At 70.3% G+C, this 23,636-nt stretch carries 23 protein-coding genes and 1 pseudogene; 11 read left to right on the forward strand and 13 right to left on the reverse strand.

The features are described from left to right. Positions 1 to 406: 406 nt before the first annotated feature. Both GEV07_17200 and GEV07_17205 read right to left on the reverse strand, forming a co-directional pair. Complete coding sequence (locus GEV07_17200; GenBank protein ID MQA04378.1) at positions 407 to 1,180, reverse strand: hypothetical protein; 774 nt, start codon at positions 1,178 to 1,180, stop codon at positions 407 to 409. Between the two features lie 48 nt (positions 1,181 to 1,228). Next, a complete protein-coding gene (locus GEV07_17205; GenBank protein ID MQA04379.1) occupies positions 1,229 to 2,212 on the reverse strand; it encodes a hypothetical protein in 984 nt (327 codons plus the stop codon). 154 nt (positions 2,213 to 2,366) lie between these two features. Between GEV07_17205 and GEV07_17210 the strand changes: the two genes are divergently transcribed. Continuing rightward, positions 2,367 to 3,296 (forward strand): 1,4-dihydroxy-2-naphthoyl-CoA synthase, encoded by a 930-nt coding sequence (locus GEV07_17210; protein MQA04380.1) that lies wholly within the window; start codon positions 2,367 to 2,369, stop codon positions 3,294 to 3,296. A 9-nt stretch (positions 3,297 to 3,305) separates the two neighbouring features. On the opposite strand, the gene GEV07_17215 is transcribed toward GEV07_17210, so the two are convergent. Then, positions 3,306 to 4,142 carry a hypothetical protein gene (locus GEV07_17215; GenBank protein ID MQA04381.1) on the reverse strand — a complete coding sequence of 279 codons (837 nt, stop codon included), beginning with the start codon at positions 4,140 to 4,142 and terminating at the stop codon, positions 3,306 to 3,308. A 21-nt stretch (positions 4,143 to 4,163) separates the two neighbouring features. On the opposite strand from GEV07_17215, the gene GEV07_17220 reads away from it, so the two are divergent. Continuing rightward, complete coding sequence (locus GEV07_17220; protein ID MQA04382.1) at positions 4,164 to 4,529, forward strand: hypothetical protein; 366 nt, start codon at positions 4,164 to 4,166, stop codon at positions 4,527 to 4,529. A gap of 254 nt (positions 4,530 to 4,783) precedes the next feature. Here the strand turns inward: GEV07_17220 and GEV07_17225 are convergent, their stop codons facing one another. From GEV07_17225 to GEV07_17240, 4 genes are all read right to left on the reverse strand, one after another. Beyond that, positions 4,784 to 5,056 (reverse strand): DUF4229 domain-containing protein, encoded by a 273-nt coding sequence (locus GEV07_17225; GenBank protein MQA04383.1) that lies wholly within the window; start codon positions 5,054 to 5,056, stop codon positions 4,784 to 4,786. Between the two features lie 34 nt (positions 5,057 to 5,090). After that, positions 5,091 to 5,570, reverse strand: coding sequence for a hypothetical protein (locus GEV07_17230; GenBank protein ID MQA04384.1), 480 nt, complete (start codon positions 5,568 to 5,570; stop codon positions 5,091 to 5,093). 122 nt (positions 5,571 to 5,692) lie between these two features. Next, complete coding sequence (locus GEV07_17235; GenBank protein ID MQA04385.1) at positions 5,693 to 6,649, reverse strand: pyridoxal-phosphate dependent enzyme; 957 nt, start codon at positions 6,647 to 6,649, stop codon at positions 5,693 to 5,695. A 38-nt stretch (positions 6,650 to 6,687) separates the two neighbouring features. Next, entirely contained in the window at positions 6,688 to 7,161 is a 474-nt protein-coding gene (locus GEV07_17240) for an AsnC family transcriptional regulator (protein ID MQA04386.1), read from the reverse strand. 312 nt (positions 7,162 to 7,473) lie between these two features. Here GEV07_17240 and GEV07_17245 point away from each other — a divergent pair, with 312 nt between their 5' ends. Then, on the forward strand, positions 7,474 to 7,704 hold the full coding sequence (locus GEV07_17245; protein ID MQA04387.1) for a BldC family transcriptional regulator: 231 nt from the start codon (positions 7,474 to 7,476) through the stop codon (positions 7,702 to 7,704). A gap of 66 nt (positions 7,705 to 7,770) precedes the next feature. Here GEV07_17245 and ccsB read toward each other — a convergent pair whose 3' ends face one another. From ccsB to GEV07_17265, 4 genes are read right to left on the reverse strand one after another with little or no spacing between them, the layout of a single operon-like run. Further along, on the reverse strand, positions 7,771 to 8,778 hold the full coding sequence (gene ccsB / locus GEV07_17250) for a c-type cytochrome biogenesis protein CcsB (protein MQA04388.1): 1,008 nt from the start codon (positions 8,776 to 8,778) through the stop codon (positions 7,771 to 7,773). Further along, positions 8,778 to 10,490, reverse strand: a complete 1,713-nt coding sequence (locus GEV07_17255; protein ID MQA04389.1) for a cytochrome c biogenesis protein ResB — start codon at positions 10,488 to 10,490, stop codon at positions 8,778 to 8,780. Before GEV07_17255 ends, ccsB begins: the two co-directional genes overlap by 1 nt. Then, positions 10,491 to 11,246, reverse strand: coding sequence for a cytochrome c biogenesis protein CcdA (locus GEV07_17260; GenBank protein ID MQA04390.1), 756 nt, complete (start codon positions 11,244 to 11,246; stop codon positions 10,491 to 10,493). Further along, complete coding sequence (locus tag GEV07_17265) at positions 11,239 to 11,952, reverse strand: redoxin domain-containing protein (protein ID MQA04391.1); 714 nt, start codon at positions 11,950 to 11,952, stop codon at positions 11,239 to 11,241. The genes GEV07_17260 and GEV07_17265 overlap by 8 nt, the downstream gene beginning before the upstream one ends. A gap of 430 nt (positions 11,953 to 12,382) precedes the next feature. Between GEV07_17265 and GEV07_17270 the strand changes: the two genes are divergently transcribed. The 6 genes from GEV07_17270 to GEV07_17295 all read left to right on the forward strand — a co-directional run bounded on the left by GEV07_17270 (position 12,383) and on the right by GEV07_17295 (position 18,930). After that, positions 12,383 to 13,645, forward strand: a complete 1,263-nt coding sequence (locus GEV07_17270) for a LacI family DNA-binding transcriptional regulator (GenBank protein ID MQA04392.1) — start codon at positions 12,383 to 12,385, stop codon at positions 13,643 to 13,645. Then, a complete protein-coding gene (locus GEV07_17275) occupies positions 13,627 to 14,793 on the forward strand; it encodes a mandelate racemase (protein ID MQA04393.1) in 1,167 nt (388 codons plus the stop codon). Before GEV07_17270 ends, GEV07_17275 begins: the two co-directional genes overlap by 19 nt. Next, positions 14,790 to 15,821 (forward strand): PhnD/SsuA/transferrin family substrate-binding protein, encoded by a 1,032-nt coding sequence (locus GEV07_17280; GenBank protein ID MQA04394.1) that lies wholly within the window; start codon positions 14,790 to 14,792, stop codon positions 15,819 to 15,821. Before GEV07_17275 ends, GEV07_17280 begins: the two co-directional genes overlap by 4 nt. A 63-nt stretch (positions 15,822 to 15,884) precedes the next feature. Beyond that, the gene (locus tag GEV07_17285; protein MQA04395.1) at positions 15,885 to 17,432 is read left to right on the forward strand and encodes a C4-dicarboxylate ABC transporter permease; all 1,548 of its coding nucleotides are present in this window, start codon (positions 15,885 to 15,887) and stop codon (positions 17,430 to 17,432) included. Then, a complete protein-coding gene (locus tag GEV07_17290) occupies positions 17,429 to 17,875 on the forward strand; it encodes a hypothetical protein (GenBank protein MQA04396.1) in 447 nt (148 codons plus the stop codon). The genes GEV07_17285 and GEV07_17290 overlap by 4 nt, the downstream gene beginning before the upstream one ends. An 8-nt stretch (positions 17,876 to 17,883) precedes the next feature. Then, complete coding sequence (locus tag GEV07_17295; protein MQA04397.1) at positions 17,884 to 18,930, forward strand: tartrate dehydrogenase; 1,047 nt, start codon at positions 17,884 to 17,886, stop codon at positions 18,928 to 18,930. A 2-nt stretch (positions 18,931 to 18,932) separates the two neighbouring features. Here the strand turns inward: GEV07_17295 and GEV07_17300 are convergent, their stop codons facing one another. Together GEV07_17300 and hemL are read right to left on the reverse strand one after the other, a co-directional pair. Next, a complete protein-coding gene (locus tag GEV07_17300; protein MQA04398.1) occupies positions 18,933 to 19,571 on the reverse strand; it encodes a histidine phosphatase family protein in 639 nt (212 codons plus the stop codon). After that, on the reverse strand, positions 19,568 to 20,914 hold the full coding sequence (gene hemL / locus GEV07_17305) for a glutamate-1-semialdehyde 2,1-aminomutase (protein ID MQA04399.1): 1,347 nt from the start codon (positions 20,912 to 20,914) through the stop codon (positions 19,568 to 19,570). Before hemL ends, GEV07_17300 begins: the two co-directional genes overlap by 4 nt. Positions 20,915 to 21,071: 157 nt before the next feature. Here hemL and GEV07_17310 point away from each other — a divergent pair. Together GEV07_17310 and GEV07_17315 are read left to right on the forward strand one after the other, a co-directional pair. Further along, positions 21,072 to 21,815, forward strand: a pseudogene (locus GEV07_17310) (lytic murein transglycosylase). A gap of 1,329 nt (positions 21,816 to 23,144) precedes the next feature. Then, positions 23,145 to 23,636 (forward strand): DUF4396 domain-containing protein, encoded by a 492-nt coding sequence (locus tag GEV07_17315; GenBank protein MQA04400.1) that lies wholly within the window; start codon positions 23,145 to 23,147, stop codon positions 23,634 to 23,636.

Below are 23,636 nucleotides of genomic sequence, written 5' to 3' on the forward strand. Positions count from 1 at the left end.
CAGGACCGAATCCCACAACGTCGGCTGATCATTTACAGTACGAAACACGATGGCCTCGACCCCTTCACACCCAAGGGTTCGAGGCCATCCTCTCGACGAACAAACCCCCACTCAGAGACCGCCACGCCCCGACTTTTTCAGGTCGAAGTAGCTACGACCTATCTGACCGGCCGCAGCGTCACGACGAGTGCGCGGTGGTCGCTGCCGCCTGCGGTGGTGACCGCCGCCCGTTCCGCGCGCCAGCTGCCCGCGTCGGTGAAGACGTGGTCGATGGGGGTGGCCAGTGCCGACGGCACCCGGGTCGGCCAGGTGCCGGCCGCGCCCGCCCCGGCCTCGTTCGCGGCGTCCAGGCAGCGGCCGAGGTCGGCCAGCGGGGCGTGGTCGAGGGTGGCGTTGACGTCCCCGGCTACCAGGTCGGCACGCCCGTTCCTGCACAGGTCGACGGCGCGGTCGGCGCCGGCGTGCCAGCTGTCCGCGCCGAGCCCGAGCGGGGCGGCGGCGAGTGGACGGCCGCGACGACCAGTCCGTCCCCGCGCACCGGTGCCGCGACCACGGCCCCGAGGCCCGTCTGCGGCTGACCGGCCGGCCGGTACCTGCCGAGCGACTCGGCCACGAGCAACGACGTCGCGCCGACGGAGAACGGGCTCTGCGCGCCGCCGAACACCTGCATCGGCCGGTCGCGCCTTGCCGTCGTCGCCGCGACCTGTTCGGCCAGCGGCCGCGGCGTCTCCGGCAACGCCACGACGTCCGCGCCCGTACGGACGACCAGGTCCGCGACGTCGCGCGGCGACGTCGCACCGCCGAGCGTGTTGAGCGTGAGCACCGTGGTGGCGCGACCGGCGGCCGGCAGCTGGTCGGTACCGATACCGCGCAAGGCGACCGTCCCCAGGTTGAGCGCGGCGGCGAGCAGCCCCACGAGCGCGAGCCAGCCGACGTACCTCTGCCGCGTCAACAGCACGAACGGCACCATCGTAACTGCGTAGACCAGCCAGCCGATCCCCATCAGCGCGGGGAACGAGACCAGGTGCAGGAACCCGGGCGTGGCCGACAGGCCCACCCAGCCCGGCTTCGTGACCACGAGGGCCAAAGCGGCTGGCATGAGGTACGCGGCGCCGAGCAGCACCGCGCGGCCCGGCGACCTACGTAGCCGGCCAGGCCTGGTGGAGACCGCAGTCGTCATGGCAGGACAGTAGTGGTCGGGTGCTTGCGGTGAACGGCCGCGAGCCGGCTAGGACTGTTCACGACCACCCTGCTGCGGACGCCGCCCGTCGGTATCGGGCCGATGCCTGCCGCCGGCAGCGCGCCCCTGCTGGCCGCCGGTCCTGCGCTCCCCCGGCCGCTGCCCGACCCCCTGCGGGGGCGTGGGCGCCTGGAACGCCGGCGGCGCCGCGTACGGCTGCGGGGTGGCGTACTGCTCCGCCCATCCGGCGGCCGGGTACGGCACCGGTGGCTGGCCGAGCGACGGCGCGTACGGGCCAGGGGTGGGTGGGTGCTGGCCGAGCGTCGCTCCCATCGCCGGTTCGGGGCGCTGCCGCCTGCTTCGCCACGGCCAGCCCTTCCGCGCACGCGACCCATGCTGCCCCGCGGTGTGGCTCCGCTCCGTACGTACCCAAGCGTCGCGGCTCACCTGCTTGGTATCGAGCACCGGCTTCGCGACCTGACCTGTGCGGCCGTGCCGCTTCGCCACCCAGGCGGCCGCGACCACGACGCCCAGCATCCATGCCGCGCCGAGCGTGCCTATCGCGCCGGTGGCGTAGGCGCCGCCCGTGATCGCTGCGCCGCCAGCCACCACGCCGCGCACCAACCACGCCCGCCGCCGGCCCTCAAGTGGTGAGCGGGGCTGTTCCATCAGCTGCCTGCCCTCGGCCCGTGGGTCCAGACCCTGCTCGCGGCGCCCCTTCCACAACGCCTGGATGGCGGCGAGGGCACCGAACTCGCCCTGGTACTTGGCCAACGCGATCTGCGCCAACTGCGGGAAGGTCAGGGCGACCTCCACCGGGACGATGCCCTTGCTGGCGAGAAAACCTCCGGTCGCCGAACCCGTCATGGCGACGGCCGAGCCACCCCACACGACCTTCTGGATCTTCGGGCCTTCCACCCGAGCGAGCTCGCGCCACTCGGCGCGGAACGCGGGGTCGAACAGCAGCGGCACCATGCCCTGAGGCGGCGGGGTGCTCTCGTCCCTGACCCGGCGCTGACGCCGCCAACTCACGAACGTGCCCCTGACCGAGCCGCACCAGCCATCCGGCGCCTCCACTCCACAGTGCGCAACAGCATAGAAGACCAGGACGCGAATTTGGGCTGCTCAGCAGAGCGCAACCGCGGCCGGCACGCCGTGCTCGGCCGCCGTCGGGCACGATGAGCGAATGGATGCGAATCGAGGTACGCCTGAGCAGATCTCCGCGCTCTTCGACGAGACGGCATGGCACCAGGTGGACGGCTTCACCGACCTCACCGACGTCACCTACCACCGCGCAATACGGCACGGCACCGTACGAATCGCCATCGACCGGCCCGAGGTGCGCAACGCGTTCCGCCCGCACACCGTCGACGAGCTCTACCGCACGCTCGACCACGCCCGCATGTCACCGGACGTCGGCTGCGTACTGCTCACCGGCAACGGGCCGTCGCCGAAGGACGGCGGCTGGGCGTTCTGCTCCGGCGGCGACCAACGCATCCGCGGCCGCGACGGCTACCGCTACGCCGACGGCGACTCCCAGGACACCGTGGACAAGGCACGGGCCGGCCGGCTGCACATCCTCGAGGTGCAGCGGCTGATCCGGTTCATGCCGAAGGTGGTCATCTGCGTCGTTCCCGGCTGGGCCGCCGGCGGCGGGCACAGCCTGCACGTCGTCTGTGACCTGACCCTGGCCAGCCGCGAGCACGCGCGGTTCAAGCAGACCGACGCGGACGTGGCCAGCTTCGACGGCGGCTTCGGCTCTGCGTACCTGGCCCGCCAGGTCGGCCAGAAGCGCGCCAGGGAGATCTTCTTCCTCGGCCGCGCGTACGACGCCGAGGAGGCTGCGGCCATGGGCGCGATCAACGCCGCCGTCCCCCATGCCGAGCTCGAGAGCACCGCGCTCGAGTGGGCGGCCGAGGTGAACGCGAAGAGCCCCACCGCCCAGCGGATGCTGAAGTACGCGTTCAACGCAGCGGACGACGGGCTCGTCGGCCAGCAGCTGTTCGCCGGCGAAGCAACCAGGCTCGCGTACATGACCGACGAGGCGGCGGAGGGCAGGAACGCCTTCCTGGAGAAGCGTGACCCGGACTGGGCGAGCTTCCCCTGGTACTTCTGACCGGTCCGCTCATGCCGGCTGCTGCGCCGGATCGAGCGCCAAGTCGAGCTCCGCGAGGACGCTCTCCACGTACTGGCGGTCGGGGTCGTCGATGCCGAGGTCCTGGTGCTCGTCCAGCCACTGCCGCAGGTTCGAACGGGCCTTGCTCGCCTCTTCCACGTAGTCGTACACCGGGTCCTGCTCGATCGCCCCGAGCCGCTGCGCGCGGGCCAGGTCCGCGGCCGCCAGGGCGAAGCCGGTCGCGCCGGCGATCCGTCCGGGGATCTTCACGAGCTCTGCCGGCGCCTTATCGCCCATCTCGGTGGCCGTCCTGGCGATTGCTCTCGAACGCATGGCGATGCCGCGGGCGAGGAGGTTCCGGTAGTCCAGGTTCATCAGCGTCAACAGGCTGTCCGGACTCGTCGCGCGGGCGGCGTCCTCGGTGAACTGCCGAAGCTTGCTCGAGTGGTCGAGTAGCTGCACCATCGGCTGACCGTGTATCGCTTTCAACTCGCTTGGGCCCACCAACGTGCGGTCGACCGCGAGCCAGCCGGCCGACACCTCGAAGATCCGCTGCCGGCCGTCCAACGCGTCCACGAACAGCCCCTTGTTCGTCCGCAGCGCCTGCTCGGCAGCATCCGCGTTGTCGACCACCTCGGGGGCAGCGTCGTACACGACCTCGAGCGCCGCTTTCGTGCTCCTGTCGAGCAGTGTGGCGGTGCTCAGCGTCAGCTGGATCGCGGCCCCGAGGTTGGCCCGGTCGTTCTCGGCCAGCGTGGCGGGGACGGGGATGTCGCCCTCGTCGATCCAGTCGACGGTGCCGTTGTCGTGCACCAGACAGCCCAGCGACTTCGCGTGTCGCTCCAAGCTGGCAGGTTCACCTGGAGCGTGCTGAACCCGAGCGTGGCCGACTGCATGGCGGCAGCACCGGCCTCCATCATTGCCTGGCCGATGTTGAACGCGAGGACGTTCGTGTGCAGCACCTTCTCCGCGTCCGGCTGCCCGACACCACGCCAGCACCGCTCACTCTGGATCGGCCGCCACACAGGTGTCTCGAACGCGCCGAGCGCCTTGGTGATATGTGACCTCGCTTCGCCGAAGCCGGCCGTCGCGCCACCGCCGCTGTTGATGTGGAGCAGCGTCGACTTCCGCATAAGACTCAACGGTCGCCGTTCAGAACTGGTCGGCGGCGTCGTAGTCACCGCGACTGACCGCAGCCGCGCTCGCATGCGGCCTGTCGCCGATCGTGCGTGACGTGTCGCGGTGATCGCAGAAGGTGAAGACCCACTTCTGCCGGCACAACAGGAGCATGCTGCTGAACTCGGGTTCCTACGTGGGGCTCCAGCCGTTCCCGAGCTGGGTCACGGCAGGCTGCACCAGGTCGGCGCTGCTGCGGCTCTTCGTACCAACGCTACGTACCCCGGCGGGGTCCATGTCGAGGGCCATATCGATCACCCAGACGTGCGGCACTGGCCACCGGTTGCATCGCCGCGGAAACTGCGGTCCGGTCAGCTCTCCGGCTCGGCCGGCTTGGCCGTCGCGTCCGTGGCCGGCTCGTCCGACCTGCTCCGCATCCGCTGCCGCAGGCCGCGCACGCCACCGGAGAGCGCGGCGGCGAACCGGTCCCTGATCCGGTGCAGGACGACGTAGCTGAGCAACCCGCTCACGATGAGCCCGAGCAACACCCCGAGCACGCCCTTGGCGCCGAGCAACCACATCAGTCCCCAGCAACCGAGGAAGAGCGCCACTCTGGCGGACATGTACTTCAGGAACGCACCCATCACGTGGAGCCTACGCGGCCGGCCCTGCCGCGACTCAGGTGCCCCGACCCGCCATCACCGGGTGGAACGCGAACTGCGCGACGAGGGCGGACGCGAGCGCGGCGAGCACGGCCGGCACGCCGACGAGCACCAGCAGGCTGAGGTCGGAGAGGTCGATGCCCCGGCTGGTCATGGTGGCGACCAGTGCCACCAGGAGGAACGCGACGACGACGCCGATCGCCGCGGCGACGGCGGCCGCGACCCGCACGGCGAGGCCGCTGCGGTTGGCCGGTTCGTGCGCAAGCCGCGCGTCGACCGCGAGCGTGATCGCACCGGCGAGACTGGACGCCACCCCGTAGCACAGCCCGAGTGCCGCGCCGGCGAGCGCAGCCTGCCCGGTCGGCAGCTCCGCGTACCAGACCCGCCCGGCAAGACCGGGCAGCAACGAGACGACGGTGCCGTACAGCGCACCGAGGATCGCCCCGAGCACGAGACCGAGCAGCATCGCCTGCCACCAGGTGCGGATCCGCACCACCGACGTTCTCCTCGCCAACGACAACACACACCAACCCACTGCTCTGAAGGTTAGGCCGGCATATGTCACAGTTCGGCCGAGGCCGGATTACGTTAGGTAGCCGAGGTCACGATCCGACGAGGTCAGTTGCTTCGCACCGCATCCGCGAGTACTTGCGGCTCGGCGTTGCCGCCGGACAGCACCGCGACCACGGGCCCTGCCGGCAGGTCGGTGGCGTGGTACAGCGCAGCCGCCGGTGCCACCGCACCGCTTGGCTCGGCGACCACCCGGTAGCTACGTGCGAGCTCGCCGATCGCCGCCGTGATCTCGTCCTCCGTGACGGTCACCACCTGGTGTACGTAGCGCTCGATGTGCGCCCAGGTGAGCTCGCCGACGACCGGCACCCGTACGCCCTCCGCGGCGGTCGCGGCGGTCTGCTCGTCGGTCCAGGCGACGCGGCGGCCGGCGGCGAAGCTGTCCGCGGCATCCGCGGCGAGCTCAGGCTCGACGCCGATCACCGTGGCGGTCTTGGCCAGCTCGGCGAGCACCAGCGAGACGCCTGCGATCAGCCCGCCGCCCCCGATCGGCACGAGCACCGTCGACACCTCCGGCAGGTCGGCCGCGATCTCCAGCCCGACGGTGCCCTGCCCGGCGATGACCCGCGGGTCGTCGTACGGCGGCACCAGCTCGGCGCCGCGCTCGGCCGCGATCCTGCACGCCGCCTCGTGCCGTTCGGCCGCGGGGACGAGCACGACCTCCGCGCCGACCGCGCGCATGCCGGCGATCTTCACCTCGGGGACGTTGTCCGGGCTCACCACGACCGCGGGCACCCCGAACGCGCGCGCGGCCCAGGCGAGCGCACGACCGTGGTTGCCGCTGGAGTGCGTCACCACGCCGGCCGCCCGCCGGTCCGCGGGGATCGTCGCGACGGCGTTGTACGCGCCGCGGAGCTTGAACGCCCCGGTCGGCTGCAGCGACTCGGGTTTGATCAGCACCGGCCCGCGGGCCGGTGGCGTACTGGGGGACAACAGCGGGGTACGTACCGCGACACCGGCCAACCGGTCCCTGGCGGCGTACACGTCGTCGAGCGAAACCAACACGTCAGCAGTCACCAGACGACCTTATGCCCGCGCGGCCGTCAGTCGTCGGTGGCGGCCGGCAGCGGGACGGGGCGGTTCTCCCAGCGCGTGGAGAGCACGACGTTCGTCTTCGTCCGCGAGACGCCCTCGATGCCGCGGACCTGCCAGATCGTCTTCTCCAGCTCGTCCACGTCCGCGCACCGCACCACCACGACGAACGACTCGTCGCCGGCGACGAACCAGCAGTGCTCGATGGCGACACACGCGGCCAGGTGGCTGTCGACCACGTCCTGGTTCGCGGAGTCGGAGAGGTAGACGCCGACCAGCGCACTCACCCCGAGGCCGACCGCCTTCAGGTTGACCTCGGCGCGGTACCCGCTGAGCACCTCGCGCTCCTCCAGCCGGCGCAACCGGTCCTGCACGCCCGGCCCGGAGAGGCCGACCAGCCGGCCCAGCTGCGCGTACGACGACCTGCCGTCCGTCCGCAGCGCGTCGATCAGATGCAGGTCGGTGGCATCGAGAGCATCGGACACGCGGAACCCTCCCGCTTCGATTTGCTTGGTGCCTTAGCGGGCTTTCTTCGATTCCGCACAGGTCTTGGCCATCCATTTGGATCTCGCGAGTTTCGCACGTTTCACCGCCGTTGTGCAGCGGAGGCGCAAATTTGCGGCGTCAACTGCGGAAATGCCTCACCAGGCGACAACAGGACGCAACTTACTCTCTGTGCACAGGTGCCGGATGCCATCTACGTACCGTCAGAGTTGTAGCTGCACTTTGCTGACTGCTATCTGTCAGCTTGTCCGGTGCAGCAGACTGGGAGCGTGAGGTCGGACGTGTCCGGGGGGATGAAAGGACGCGCAGTGAACCCAGATGAACACCGGCTCCTGACCGCGACCGAGGTCGCAGAGCTGTTCCGAGTGGACCCACGAACCGTTACCCGTTGGGCGTTGTCCGGACGGTTGAAGAGTATCCGCACCCCAGGCGGGCACCGTCGGTTCTCCGAGCACTACGTGCAGGCGCTGTTGCGCGGCGAGCACGACGGGTCGGCCGAGCGGTCCACGCGGGTAGCCAGCTGACGGCAACCCCCACGGGCCGTCGCCGGTGCCGTACGGCGCCAGGCGGCCCGTGGTGGGCGTGCCCGGCTACGCGTACGAGTGCAGCCCGACGATCCAGATGTTGACGACGAAGTAGTTGACCAGGATCGCGGCGAAGGCGGCCAGCGCGATGATCGCCGCCCGCCGACCGCGCCAGCCGGCCGTCACCCGCGCGTGCAGGTAGCCCGCGTAGATGACCCAGATGATGAACGTCCAGGTCTCCTTGGGGTCCCAGCCCCAGTAGCGGCCCCACGCCGCCTCCGCCCAGATCGCGCCGGCCACCAGAGCGAACGTCCAGATGGGGAACGCCACGGCGATCACCCGGTACGACAGCTTGTCCAGCGCCTCGGGGGCGGGCACCCGGCGCAGCAGCCCGGCCGAGCTGGTGTCGGCACCCTTGGCGACCTTCGCCTGGTGCCGGTCGGCGAACAGGTACAGCGCAGACACCACCGCGCTCACCGCGAACAGACCGATGGCCAGGATCGCCGCGGTGACGTGGATGGCGATCCAGTACGAGTGCAGCGCCGGCACCAGCGGCCCGGCCGACTTGTACAGCAGCGCGCCGTTCAGGCCGAGGCCGAGCACCACGAGCGCCAGCAGGTAGAGGCCGAGGAAGCGCACGTTGCGCTTGACCAGCAGCGCGAGGAACGCGGTCACCGCGGTGAAGCAGATCGTCGAGGTGAACTCGTACATGTTGCCCCACGGCCACCGGTCGGCGGCCACCCCGCGGCTGACGATCTGCACCAGGTGGCACAGCCACGCGAGCACGGTGATCGCGACCGCGGCCCGGCCGAGGAACACCGACCGGGCCCCCGGGTGCGGCACTGCGGTAGCGTCGTCGTCCGGCTCGGGTGCGTCCGCGTCGCCCGCCGCGCCGGACGAGCCGCCGACCGTTGCCCCCACCAGCTCGGGCTGCTTGGCCTGCGCCCGTTCACGGGCCGGCCGCACCTTCGCGGTCAGCATCTCCATGGCGTAGAGCAGCATCGCCACCGAGTAACCCACGATGGCCACGTCCATCAGCAGGTTGGACAGGCTCGCGAAGTCCGCCTGCGACATCACTTCTCCTCCGTGGCGCCGGGGCGTTCGGCCCGGTTCTTCGCCTTCAACTCGGTACGCAGCTCGTCGGCGAGCTCGGTGAACTCGGTCGTGAAGCCGCCGACGCCGTCGCTCCTGGACAGGCCGCCGAACTCGACCACCGTACGCCCCTCGTCGTCGGTGCCGGCGCGCACCCACACCCGCCGGCGCCGCACGAACAGCGACAGCAACAGCGCACCCATCGCCACCACGGCGCTGCCGAGCGCGAGGCCCTTACCCGGGTCGTGGTTCACCTGCAGCGCCGCGTACTCCTTCAACCCGTCGAACCTGACGGTGCCGCGGTCGCCCGGCAGCTTCACCGTGTCGCCCGGCCGGAGCAGCTGGCTGTTCTGCGGCAACCGCACCTGCTTCATCCGCGACGTGTCGAGCGTGAACACCGACTGCGAGGCGCCCTTGTCCAGCCCCAGGTCACCCTCCCAGGCGACGACGAGCAGCGCCGGGTCGAGCGGTGCGGGGAAGGCCGACGTGGGTCCCTGCTTGCTCATCGCGAACGTGGGCAGGAAGAACATCTGGAAGCCCAGCTGCGGGTCCGCCGACGGCGCCTTCACCACGCCCTGGGAAAGGAACGTCTGGTCGTTCTGCGACACGAACGGCACCGCCGCCGAGTGCACCACCTTGCCGTTGCCGTCGCGCACGGTGATCTGCGGCGAGTAGCCGTGCCCGAGCAGGTAGACCTTCGAGCCGCCGACGGGCAGCGGGTCGTTGACCTTCAGGTGGTAGCGCTCCCGCGCGGCACCTGGCTCCTCGCGGTACCTCAGGTACGCGTCGAACCGTTCCGCCGTACCGCGGTCCGGGCCGCGGGCGACGTACGACGCGCTGAACTTGTCCAGCGTCACGGTGAACGGGCTGAGCCGTTCGTCCGAGAACAGCCGCCCCTTCTGCATCGAGTCGTACGCGATGACCGTGTTGGCGAACCCGTCGCCCTCGGTCACCATGACGTTGCCGCGGTAGCCGAACAGGCCACCGAGTGCGACGGCGAACAGCACGACGAGCAGGGCTACGTGAAAGAGCAGGTTGCCGGTCTCCCGCAGATACCCCTTCTCGCCCGCGACGCTGCCGTTGTCCGCGTCGACGTCCACCCGGAACCGGTGCGACCGCAGCACCCTCGCGGCCTTCTCCACCGCGTGCCGCTCGGCGAGCTTCGCCTCGATCCGTTCTGAGTGCGGCAGCCGGTCGAAGTTGCGCGGCGCACGGGGCGGCCGGGCGCGCATCTGCTTCAGGTGGGCACGGGTGCGCGGCACGATGCACCCGATCAGCGAGATGAACAGCAACAGGTAGATCGCGGCGAACCACGGCGCCGCGAACACGTCGAAGCCGTACAGCTTGTCCAGGACGGGCGCCAACTTCGGGTGCTCGGTGAAGTACTGCGCCACCTGCCCCTCGCTGACGCCGCGTTGCGGCAACAGCGACCCGGGGATCGCGGCGAGCGCGAGCAGGAACAGCAGTACCAGCGCCGTACGCATGGAGGTCAGCTGCCGCCACGCCCAGCGCGCGGTGGCGACGAGGCCGCTGCCGCGCGGCCGGCTCGCCACCGGCTCAGCCGGCGTCGTGCCGAGGTCGGCGCCGGGTTCCACGGCGCCGGTCTGATCGGCTGGCGACTGCGTGGCAACGGCGCTGGTGCTTTCTGACTGCTTCTCGTCGGCCACGGGCTCTTCGCGTTCTCCCTCGTTCACCTACACCACCGTCTGGAATCCCGCGAACAGGTCCCGTATCGCCAGGACCACGTGTGCCCACGCTCCGCTGACCAGCAGCACGCCGAGCAGTACCAACAGGCCGCCACCGAACCGCTTCACGAACAGCTGGTGGCTGCGTAGCCACGACACCGCACCGAGCGCCCGCCGGAACACCAGCGCAAGCACCAGGAACGGCGACCCTAGGCCGAGGCAGTACGCGGTCGCGAGGAGTGCGCCGCGACCGGCACTCGCCTCGCTGAAGGCGAGCGTCTGCACGGCGCCTATGGTCGGACCGAGACACGGCGTCCAGCCGATACCGAACAGGATGCCGAGCAGTGGCGCCCCTGCCATCCCGATGTCGGCGGACCACCTGCCCAACGGCCTGGTGTCGCGCTGCAGCTGCGGGACGAACCCGAGGAAGACCACACCGAGCAGGATGGTCACCACGCCGAGCACCCTGGTGATCGGGTCGGCGTACTCCTGGAACAGGTAGCCGATGCCACCGAACAGGGCACCGGCGCTGACGAACACCGCGCTGAACCCCAGCACGAACAGCGCGGACCCGAGCAGCGTCCGCCCGCGCCTGCCGCCCGCCTGCAGGTCGGCGCCGCTGAGCCCGGTGACGTACGACACGTAACCGGGCGCGAGCGGGAGCACACATGGCGACGCGAACGAGACCACGCCGGCCAGCACGGCGATCGGCAGCGCCAGCAGCAGCGAACCGCCGGTGACCAGGGCGACGAGCTCGTCACTCATCGGCGACCTGCCGTACGACCTTGAACAGCTTCGTGTACGTCGTCTCGCCGATCACGCGGGCGGCGATCCTGCCCTCGCGGTCGATCACGATCGTGCTCGGCACGGCGGCCGGCGGCAGCTGGCCGCGGAACGCCAGCGCCGTCTCGCCCGGCTGGTCGTAGATGCTCGGGTAGGTGAGGCCGAACTCGTCGACGAAGACGCCCGCGTTGGTCTTGTTGTCCTTGAAGTTGATGCCGACGAAGCGCACACCCTGCGGCTTGGTCTCGTCGTAGACGGCCTGCAACGGCTCGGCCTCGGAGCGGCACGGCGCGCACCAGGACGCCCAGAAGTTCAGCACGAGCACCTTGCCGTCGTACGTCTTGCTGTCCACCCGCTCGCCGGTCAGCGACGTGCCACGCACCCTGGGCGCCGGCTCCCGGTCCGCCACCGGGACCACCTGCACCTCACCGGAGCCGGAGATGTACCGCTGGTTGTCGCTGTCGGCGCCGCCGCCACCGGCCCCCTCGCTCGCCGAGCAGGCAGTGAGCAGTGCCAGCGCGGCGCACAACAACACCGCGAGGCTCGTCCGGCCACATCGACCCAGCCACCAGCGGGCCAAGACATCGTCCTCTCTACGTGGGAACTCGGTCCATTCTCGGCACCCCCGGCCAGCACCCCACCGGCGGGGGCCGCAGGTCCCGTAGACGCAACCTGGTCTCGCGACCATTAAGCACAAAACGGCGACGCCCAAGGTGAGGCGTGTCACTCTTCGGACCACTCTCGACGAGAGTCTTGGAGGTAACGATGACGGCGCCGCTCGATGTAGCACAGAAGAGCACACCACGGGCCGACCGGCACACGTACTGTCCGACAGCCCGGCAGGCACACCGCCGGCAGCGGCGCGCCACCTCCGGCGGCGACCGGCTGCACGCAGGCACTGACATCTACGCTCCGTAGTCGCCGGGGCGGCGATGTCCCTGGTCGGGCGGGCGGTGCGCACCTCCGCATAAGCGTGTGCTCATATCACCAGGTCATCTGACCACTTACCACTATACTAAGCCGCACCGCGGAGAAACGGACCGTTGACGCGCCGCCCAAACAGTGCTTGCATGACGCAATCCCTTTACACAAACGTTTTCCTGGGATGGGGCGCATCGATGGGCTCTTCAGGTCGCGCGTCGCGGAAGACCGCGAAGCCGACCGCGACCCCTGCCCGGAAGACCGCAGCGCCCGCCCGTAAGAACACGAAGTCGGCCGCGGCGCCCGCGCGGAAGACCGCAAGCGGGACCACGAAGTCGACCGCAGCGCCCGCCCGGAAAGCCACGAGCGGGACCACGAAGGCCACGAGCAGGGCCACGTCGCCGGCTCGGCGGACGACGCCTCCGCGGATCACCGATCTCGCGGCCGAGCTGGGGTACTCGGCGTCGACGATCTCTCGGGCACTCAACGGTGACCCGATCGTGGGTCCGGAGCTGACTGCGCGCATCCGCGCGCACGCGGCGAAGCGCGGGTACGTCGCCAACCGGCTCGCGCAGTCGCTGACCGGGGCGGGTCGTCGGTTCGTCGGCTTCCTGGTTCCCGATGTGGAGAACCGGCCGTACTCCATCGCGGCCAGTGCGGTGGCCAACAGCCTCGCGGCGGCGCAGCACCAGCTCATCGTGGCGATCTCCGGCGACGACCCGAAGCTGGAACAGGAGGCGCTGCGGTCGCTCGTCGGCGCCCAGGTCGCCGCCGTCATCGTCGCGCCCACCGCACGGATGACGAAGGAGTCCAAGCAGCTGCTCGCCACCTGTCCCGCGGTGCAGTTCAACCGCACGTTGCGGCTCGGCACGGCGTCGGTGCTGTGCCACGACCGCACCGGGCTCGCCGCCGCGACCAGGCACCTGCTCACCCTCGGCCACCGCGACATCGCGTACCTCGGTACGAGCACCCGGCTGAGCAACGGGCGCGACCGGCTGCGCGGGGTGACCGACACGCTCGGCACCGAGCTGCCGGCCGCCAGGCAACGCCTCCTCCCGCCGACCGAGGACGACGGGTACGCGGGCACCCGCGAGCTGCTGGAGAGCCGCACGCCGCCGACGGCGCTCGTGGTCGGCAGCAGCAGCCTGTCGATCGGAGCCGCACGCGCCGTGCACGAGCTGGGCGTCTCGATACCTACCGAGCTCTCCCTCGTCGTCTACGGCGACCCCTCCTGGGGTGAGCTCTACGAACCTCGACTGACGACCGTCTCGGTGCCGTACCGGGCGATGGGCCAGCAGGTCGCCGACACCGTCATGGCCATGCTGAACGGCGGCCAGCAGGCGAGCCGACCGCCACGTCACCGACTGGCCGCCGAGCTCATCGTCAGGGAATCTACCGCCCAGCCGGCGAGACGATCCGACCAACGGAGGAAGAGCACCACATGCGCATCACGAACGTAAGGGTTGCCGAAGCGCCGATCGCGTCGCAGATCAGCAACGCGGTCATCGACTTCTCCAAGATGAACGTCACCGTCGTCGAGGTGACCACCGACCGGCAGGTCGACGGCGAGGCGGTCGTGGGCTACGGCTTCCACTCCAACGGGAGGTACGCGCAGAAGGGTCTGCTCGAAGCCCGGTTGCTGCCTCGCCTGCTCGACGCCGACCCGGAGAAGCTGCTCGACGCGGACGGCATCGTCGACCCGGTGGCGTGCCGCGACACCGTCATGCAGAACGAGAAGCCGGGCGGTCACGGCGATCGCGCGGTTGCCGTCGGCGCGCTTGACATGGCGCTCTGGGACCTCGCGTCGAAGGTCGCGCAGCGCCCCGCGTTCCGACACATGCACCACCGCTTCGGCCTCGCGGGCGCGCCGGCGGAGTCCGCGTGGGTCTACGCGGCGGGCGGGTACTATCACCCGGGCAAGGGCGTCGAAGCGCTCCAGGACGAGATGCGCGGCTACCTCGACATGGGTTACTGCGACGTGAAGATGAAGATCGGCGGCGCAACGCTTGCCGAGGACCTGCGCAGGATCGAGGCCGTGCTCGGCATCCTCCCGAACGGCGTGCGGCTGGCCGTCGACGCGAACGGGCGGTTCGACGTGCGCACGGCGCTCGACTACGCCGCTGCGCTCTCCGACTACGAGCTGCTCTGGTACGAGGAGCCGTGCCCGCCGCTCGACTACCTAGGCCACGCCGTCGTCGCCGACCACTACCCCGGCATCGTGGCGACCGGCGAGAACCTGTTCTCCGTCGACGACGTGCGCAACCTGGTCAGGTACGCCGGCCTGCGCACCGACACCGACGTGCTACAGATGGACCCCACGCTCAGCTACGGCATCCCCGAGTTCGCGGAGATGCTGCAGGTGCTCGAGCGTGCGGGATGGAGCTCGGGGAGGTGCTGCCCGCACGGCGGTCACCAGCTGAACCTCGCCGCCACCGCCGGGTTCCATCTCGGTGGTTGCGAGTCTTACCCAGGCGTCTTCGAGCCGTTCGGTGGTTTTGCTGACTCCACACCGATCGAAGACGGCAGGGTCCGGTTGCCAGAGGTGCCAGGACTGGGCGTCGAGGACAAACCAGCGCTGCACGACCTGCTGCGCAGAACGTTCGCATGAGAGCGCCGCTCTCGAGGAGGAGAGAGATGAGAATACGCACCAGCCAGGCACTCCTGGCCTGCGCGGCGATGTCCGCTGCAGTGCTCAGCGGGTGCGCCGAGAAGGGCGACACGGGCGACAAGGCAGCGGAGGACTACCCGTCGAAGTCCATCAGCTACGTGATCCCGTTCGACCCGGGCGGCGAGTCCGACGTGACCGCCCGCCTGCAGCAGAAGCTGTTGGAGAAGGAGCTCGGCCAGAAGGTCGTGGTGTCGAACAAGGAGGGCGGCGGCGGCGCGGTGGCGTGGTCGGAGCTCGCCAACCAGGCCAAGCCGGACGGCCACACCATCATGGGTGCGAACCTGCCGCACGTCGTGCTGCAGCCGCTCGCACGCAAGGACGCGGGTTACGAGACCGACGACATCAAGTGGGCCTACCTGTTCCAGGAGACACCTGGCGCGCTCATCGTGCCGAAGGACAGCCCGTACAAGACGCTCGACGACTTCGTCCAGGCGGCGAAGAAGAAGAAGATGTCGATCGGCGGGAGCGCGACGTTCTCCGCCAACCACATGGGCACCCTGAAGCTCAACAAGGAAGCCGGCATCAAGAGCACCTACGTGCCGTTCAGCGGTACCGCCGCGGTGACGCCGGCTCTGCTCGGTGGCGACATCGACGCCGCGATGGGGTACAACACCTCGGCGCTCGAGATGGAGGACAAGGGCGTGCGGGTGCTCGGCTTCGCCTCGGACGAGCGGCTCGACGCCTTCCCCGACGTGCCGACGTTCAAGGAAGAGGGATACGACCTCGCGACGGCGAGCGCGTGGCGTGGCGTCGCAGTACCTCCGGACACCCCGGACGCCGTCGTGAACAAGATCGCGAAGGCGTTCGAGAAGGTGAACCAGGATCCCAAGCTCAAGAAGAAGCTGAACGAGCTCGGCTACCTGCCCATGGACATGGGACCGAAGGAAGCGAAGAAGTTCGTCGACGAGCGCAAGGCCCCTGAGCGGGCGTTGCTCAAGGAGTACGGCCTGCTGAACAGCGAGGAATAGCGGAACCTGCGCCGGCCGCTCGCCCTCGTGGCGGCGGCCGGCGCACCAGAATCTGGAGCGTGGATGTTCTCAGGTCTCCTCGAAGGGCTCGGCAACCTGTTCTCGCCGATGACCCTGCTGCTCTGTATCGTCGGCACCGTCGCGGGAATGGTCGTCGGTGCCACACCCGGCCTCAGCGCGACCGTCGGGCTCGCGCTGTTGCTGCCGATCACCTTCACCATGGACCCGACCACCGGCCTGGTCCTGATGGGCGCCTTCTACATGGGCGCGATCTACGGCGGTGCGTTCACCGCCATCCTCGTCAACGCACCCGGTACGCCGTCATCGATCGCCACGACGTTCGACGGCTATCCGATGACGCAACAGGGCCGTAGCGAACAGGCGATCATCGGCATCACGGTCGCCTCGGTCATCGGCGGCGTCATCGGTGTGGTGGGACTGGCGTTGCTGGCCCCGATGTTGGCCCAGGTGGTGCTGAACTTCGGGCCGCAGGAGTACTTCTGGCTCGGCGTCTTCGGTCTGACGATGATCGCGTCGCTGGCCGGCAAGTCGTTGCTCAAGGGCCTGGCGGCAGGAATGATCGGCCTGCTCATCGCGGCCATCGGCATCTCCCCGGTCGGCGGCGAGGTCCGCTTCACCTTCGGCATCTCGGAGATGCAGGGCGGCGTCGAGCTCATCGTCGCGCTGATCGGCTTCTTCACCGTGCCGACGATCATCGACCTGATGACGCACCCGGAGAAGCGGGCCGCCTCGATGCGCAAGGAGGCGGAGGAGCGCCAGCGCTCCGGGGTGCTCGCCTCGACGATCCGGCGGGTGCTCAGCCGGCCGGTCAACCTGGTGCGGTCCGGCGCGATCGGCACCGTGGTGGGCATCCTGCCCGGCGCTGGCGGCAACGTCGCGAACCTGATCGCGTACAACGAGGCACGCCGCACCTCCAAGGAGCGCGACCAGTTCGGCAAGGGGAACATCGACGGCGTCGTCGCGCCGGAAGCCGCGAACAACGCGGTCGTCGGCGGTGGGCTGGTTCCGTTGCTCACCCTCGGCATCCCCGGCGCGCCACCCGACGCGATCATCTACGGCGTCCTCGTGCTGCACGGCCTGCGCCCCGGCGTCGACCTGTTCACCAAGCAGGGCCCGCTGGTCTTCACGTTCATCCTTGCGCTGGCGCTCTCCGCCCTGCTGATGGCGCCCGTCGGCATCTTCGCCGGGCGGGCACTCCAGCGAGCGGTGGTACGTGCCCCGACGCACTACCTGGCGGCGATCATCGCGACGTTCAGCGTGGTCGGCTCGTACGCGGTGCGCAACAGCATCATCGACGTGATCGTCATGGTGGTGCTCGGTGTGTTCGGCTACGGGTTACGCAGGATCGGGCTGCCACCACCGGCCATCGTGCTCGGCGTGGTCCTCGGCCCGATCATCGAGTCGGGACTCGGTCAGGGCCTGCTCGCCGCAAGCGACCAGGCGTTGCCGTGGACGTCGTTCTTCACCCGACCGGTCAGCCTGCTGGTCATCGCGTTCGTCGTCGCCGCTCTGGCCTGGACGTTGGTCACCAGGCACAAGGAACGCAAGCAGGAGCGGGCGGCCGGCTCCGAGCAGGAGGTGGCGTCATGAGACGGAGTGTCCTCGTCGGCGCCGTCTGCCTGGTGCTCGCGGTGGTCTTCTGGCTCGACCTCGATGCCTCCGTCGACCCCGCGGGCATCTACCCGGTCGTCGTACTCATCACCCTCGCCGTGCTCGGCGTCGCGATCGTCGCGCTCGCGCTGCTCGACAAGCTGCCGGACGAGGGCAACGGCGACACGCTGCGGTGGCGGGCGCTCGGCGGTTCCGTCGCCGTGCTCCTTGGATGGGCGGCAACCGTCGGCCTGGTCGGCTTCGCGACCAGCTCGGTCGCGGCCTTCCTCGCCATCACCTGGATCATCCGCAGGGGCAAGCTCACCGTGAAGCGGGTCATCCTCGACATCGGGGTCGCGGTGGTCCTCGTGGTCGCGATCGCCCTGTTGTTCTTGAACGTGTTCGCCGTACCGCTACCCGTATCAACGCTGTTCGGAATCTGAGGAGTCGAATGCCCTACGACATCGCAGTCATCCCAGGCGATGGCATCGGCAACGAGGTGGTGCCCGTCGCGCAACAGGTACTCGAGACCGTCGGCTCGTCGCACGGCATCGACTTCACCTGGCACCCGGTCGACTGGGGGTGCGAGTACTACACCCGCACCGGCGAGATGATGCCCAAGGACGGCATGGCGCAGCTGGCCGAGCGCGACGCGATCTTCCTCGGCGCCGTCGGGTACCCGGGCGTGCCGGACCACGTGTCGCTGTGGGGACTCCTGATCCCGATCAGGCGCACGTTCCGGCAGTCGGTGAACTACCGGCCGATCAAGCTGTTCAACGGCCTGGAGTCGCCGCTGCGCACCGCGGGCGATCTCGACTTCGTGGTGGTACGGGAGAACAACGAGGGCGAGTACTCCGAGATCGGTGGCCGCCTTTACCACGGGCTGGACGAGGAGATCGCGATCCAGGAGTCGGTCTTCACCAGGCGCGGGGTGCAGTCGGTCATGCGGTACGCGTTCGACCTCGCCGCCAACCGTCGCGGCGAGCTGGTCTCGGCGACCAAGTCGAACGGCATCATCCACACCATGCCGTTCTGGGACGAGATGCTCACGGAGGTCAGCGCCGAGTACCCGGACATCTCGACGGCCAAGTACCACATCGACGCGCTGTCGGCGTACTTCGTGCTGCGTCCGGAGACGCTCGACGTGGTGGTGGCGTCGAACCTGTTCGGCGACATCCTGTCCGACCTGGGCGCCGCGGTCGCGGGGAGCATCGGCATCGCGCCGTCCGGCAACATCGACCCGAGCCGCGAGCACCCGTCGATGTTCGAACCCGTGCACGGCTCGGCGCCGGACATCGCCGGCCAGGGCATCGCCAACCCGATCGGGCAGATCTGGTCGGGCGCGCTGATGCTCGAACACCTCGGCCACCCGGAGGCCGCGGCGGCGATCATGACGGCGATGGAGCAGGTGCTCGCCGAGGGCGGCCCACGCACACCCGACCTGGGCGGCAACGCCACCACCCGCGAGGTCACCGACGCCGTCCTCGGCGCCCTCTGACCTCAGGCGCCCGACGGTTGGGGCGTCGTCGGGAGCAGGTCGGTGGCCGGTTCCGCGTAGTCGACGGCGACCACCGTGTCGCCCTCGAACGTCACCGAGGTGATGCTGGCCAGCGAGCAGCGACGCCGGTCCGGACGGTGCCAGAGGTGGTCACCCTGCAGTGCACGCCTGGTGACCTCGATCGGCAGCTGATGGCTGACGCAGACGGCTTCGTGCCCGCTGGCCCGTTCGCGCACCCTGCCGATGGCGGCGCGCATCCGCGCGACCACCTCGCGGTACGGCTCGCCCCACGACGGGCGGAACGGGTTGAGCAGGTACGGCCAGTGCTTGGGGTGCCGCAGCGACCCGTCGCCGAACGTCATGCCCTCGAAGTGGTTCCACGGCTCGATCAGCCTGGTCTCCACGCTCACGTCCAGACCGATGCGCTCCGCGACCGGCGCCATCGTCTCCCTCGCCCGGGTCAGCGGCGAGGAGTACAGCGCGACGACGTCACGGCCGGCGAACCAGTCGGCGGCGCGCTTGGCCATCGCCTTGCCGTTCTCGGACAGGTGGTAGTCGGGCAGCCGCCCGTAGAGCACACCTGCCGGGTTGTGCACCTCGCCGTGCCGCAGCAGGTGCACGACGGTACGCGTGCCCGTCATCGCGTCTCCCCCGGCTCGGCGATGAGCGCGTCGCGGGCGGCGTAGGGCACCGCCTCGGCAAACCGGTCGATGGCGTCCTCGTCGTGCGCGGCCGAGACGAACCACGCCTCGAACGCGCTCGGCGGCAGGTAGACACCGAGCCGCAGCATCTCGTGGAAGAACGCGGCGTACCTGTGCGTCTCCTGCTGCTTCGCCGACGCGAAATCGGTGACCTCGGCGTCGGTGAAGAAGACGCTGAACATGTTGCCCGCGGTGCTGATCCGGTGCGGCACGCTCTCCTCGCTCAGCGCCTCGTGCACCAGCTGCTGCAGCCGCTGCGACGTCGCGTTCACCCGCTCGTAGACCTCGTCGGTGCACGCCTGCAGGGTGGCCAGCCCGGCGGCCGCGGCCACCGGGTTACCGGAGAGCGTGCCTGCCTGGTACACGGGTCCGGTCGGCGCCAGCATCGCCATCACGTCCGCGTGCCCGCCGAACGCCGCGGCGGGGAAGCCGCCGCCCATCACCTTGCCGAACGTCACCAGGTCGCCCTTGACGCCGTCGATGCCGTACCAGCCGGACCGCGACACCCGGAAGCCGGTCATCACCTCGTCCATGATCAGCAGCGCGCCGTACTCGTCGCAGAGCTTGCGCAGGCCCTCGTTGAAGCCAGGCAGCGGCGCGATCACGCCCATGTTCCCCGCGGCCGCCTCGGTGACCACACAGGCGATCTCCTCGCCCTGCTCCGCGAACGCCCGCTGCACGGCCTCGAGGTCGTTGTACGGCACCACGATGGTGTCGGCGGCCTGCGCCGGTGTGACGCCCGGCGAGTCCGGCAGCGCGAGCGTCGCGACCCCGGAGCCGGCCGCGGCGAGCAGCGCGTCGACGTGCCCGTGGTAGCAGCCGGCGAACTTCACCACCTTCGCGCGGCCGGTGAACCCGCGGGCCAACCGCAGGGCCGACATGGTCGCCTCGGTGCCGGAGTTGACCAACCGCACCTGCTCGATCTGCGGGGCGCGGGCGAGGATCTCCTCGGCCAGCGCCACCTCGTTCTCGGTCGGTGTGCCGAACGACGTGCCGCGGCTGACCGCCCGCCGCACCGCCTTGACCACGTCCGGATACGCGTGGCCGAGCAGCAGCGGCCCCCACGAGCAGACCAGGTCGACGTACTGGTTCGTGTCCGCGTCCATGATCCACGGGCCCTCGCCCTGCTCCATGAACAGCGGCGTACCGCCCACGGCGCGGAATGCGCGTACCGGCGAGCTGACGCCGCCGGGAATCGCCCGGACGGCGCGCTCCAGCAGGGCGGCCGAGGAGTCGGTGGCAAGACGTGGCTGCGCGTACGGATCCTGTGGAGGTGAAACCATGCCCCCATCATGTCGCGTCGCCCGGCACGGCCGGTGACCGGCACGGGGTGTGCAACCCTGCGAACGTACGGCAACGCTCCGCCGAATCCTGTCGGAATCAGGTTCCGTGATCACCGGAACTGAGGGACGCTGGTGACCTGCTCTCCATTAGGGGCAAATGGGGGCGTGCATGACCGGCAGCGGACGGCGAGTAGCGGCCGCGGCCTGCTGCGCCGCCCTGGTCCCGGCGCTCACCGACATCCCCGCCCCGCAACCAACACGTACGGCGCACTCGGGCGCAGTGGCTGCGCCGACCGTCCGAGCGCCCGTTTCGCCGGCCACAGAACCCGCCACCGGCGGCCGCTACGGCAGCGACATCGCCACGGACGACTTCCAGCCGATCACCCTCGGTGACTCGCAGCGCGGTAGTGCCCGCAGCCCGGTCGGCGCGTCCGTCGGTGACCTGCCCGTGGTCGCGCTGCGCGCGTACAAGGCGGCGGCGGCGAGCCTGCGCGAGACCGACCCGAGCTGCCGGCTCGACTGGGCACTGCTCGCCGCGATCGGCCGGGTCGAGTCCGACCACGGCAGGTACGGTGGCAGCGCGCTCGGCCGCGACGGCACCGCGCAGCTGGCGATCTACGGCCCGACGCTCACCAAGATCACCGACACCGACGCCGGCCGGCTGGACGGCGACAGCAGCTACGACCGCGCCGTCGGGCCGATGCAGTTCATCCCGGGCACCTGGGCGGGCTACGGCAGCGACGGCAACGGCGACGAGCGTGCCGACCCGCAGAACATCTTCGACGCCGCCCTGGCCGCGGGCGGGTACCTCTGCGCCGGCGACGTCGACCTGGCCGCCGACCCCGGCCCGGCCGTCTACAGGTACAACCACTCGTGGAGCTACGTCGCGACGGTGCTCGCCCTCGCCACGGCGTACCGGACCGGCGCGGTGGTCTCGCGCGTGACCTGGCCAGGCGGTGGGCTACCGGTGGACGAGGGCCGCCGCACCGGCCAGGACGACGAGCCACCCGACCCGGGCGCCAACGGAAAGCGGCAACCATCCACGTCGGCGTCGCCGAGCGGGCAGTCGACACCGACCAGGAGCCAGCCACCGTCCTCCACGGCCAGCGCCTCGCAGAGCCCATCGGCGCCGGGCAGCCGGTCAGGCTCACTGAGCCCGCCACCGTCGGGGAGCCAGTCAGGCTCACCGAGCACCTCGGCCTCCCCGTCGCCGAGCGGCGGCACACCGACCATCACGTCACCGTCAGCCAGCACCTCCCCGTCGGGCAGCCAGTTCTCGTCACCCAGCACGTCGCCGTCGTCGTCGGGGAGCCGGTCCTCGTCGCCAGAGGCCACTGCGTGCCCGGAGCCGTCCGAGTCGGTGAGTCGGACGGCTAGCCCTACCCCGACGGCCACCTCGACCGCGTGTCCCGAGCCGGACGACGCGGAGGGCCGTGCGCTGGCGGCGGGGCTGCTGGCGCAGGAGTCCCCCACGCCCACCGGGTCGGCGACGCCCTGCGCGTCGCCAAGTGCCAGTGGTTCCGGCTCGCCGAGCCCGAGCGGGTCGGACAGCCCGTCCCCCACGCCGGACGACTGTGACACCAGCTCACCGGCACCCGAACCGACGCCGAGCCCGTCGGAGCCGGACGAGCGGCCCAGCCCGTCGCCGAGCCGCGCGCCCACCCCGACCAGCTCGGCCGCGCAGCGCGGCGCCCCGGACGACGACCCGGCACCGGAAGACGACACCGACGACACCGGCGGCGGCAACGACGACACCGGGGGGCCGCACCTGCAGGCCGGCAGCACCGGCGGCGGGTCGACGGAGTCCGGCGGGCCCACGTACGCCGCGGCGGTGCCGGTCGGACCGGTCTCCGTCAGCCTGACGCCGCCACCGCTGCGCGACCGGCCGCGGCCGGCGCCGATGCCGATGCTCGGCAGCACGACCACGGCGACGTACCCGAAGGCGCGGCACACCGTCGCCACCGCACCTCGCCTCGACGGCGACCAGACCACGGCACACGCACACAGCACGAGCACGGCCTGGTCGCACGCGCGCTCACCACCGCCGCAGCGACCGGCCGAACGCAGCCCGCCGGCATGACGGGCGAACGAGGAGGGCACGGCGCCGACAGCGGCGGCCGTGCCCTCCTTCGCATACCCGGCCCGCACCAGGGAATCTGCCGGCTGAACTTGACAGCGCGGCCGATCCTGAGCAATATACCCCCTAGGGGTATATACGAGAGAGGACGAAATGTCATCCAAGGCCGCCACCAGCTGGCGCATGGCCACCGCCGCGACCCTGCACTGCTTGACCGGCTGTGCGATCGGCGAGGTGCTCGGCATGGTGATCGGGACGAGCATCGGGCTGCACGACGCGGCGACCGTGGCGCTGTCGGTCGCGCTCGCGTTCGTCTTCGGCTACGCGCTCACCATGCGCGGCGTGTTGCGCGCAGGCGTCGGCTTCCGCGGCGCCCTGCGGGTCGCGCTGGCCGCGGACACCATCTCCATCGCAGTCATGGAGATCGTCGACAACGCGATCATGGTCGCCGTCCCCGGTGCCATGGCGGCCGGCGCGCTGGACCTGTTCTTCTGGGCTGCGCTCGCCTTCTCGTTCGCCGTGGCCTTCCTCGCGACCACGCCGATCAACAAGTGGCTGATCGGCAGGGGCAAGGGGCACGCGGTCGTGCACGCGTACCACGGTCACTCAGACCACAGCGAGCACGAGAACCACACGCACCACTGA

The sequence above is a fragment of the Streptosporangiales bacterium genome (genome assembly GCA_009379825.1).
GTDB lineage: Bacteria > Actinomycetota > Actinomycetes > Streptosporangiales > WHST01 > WHST01.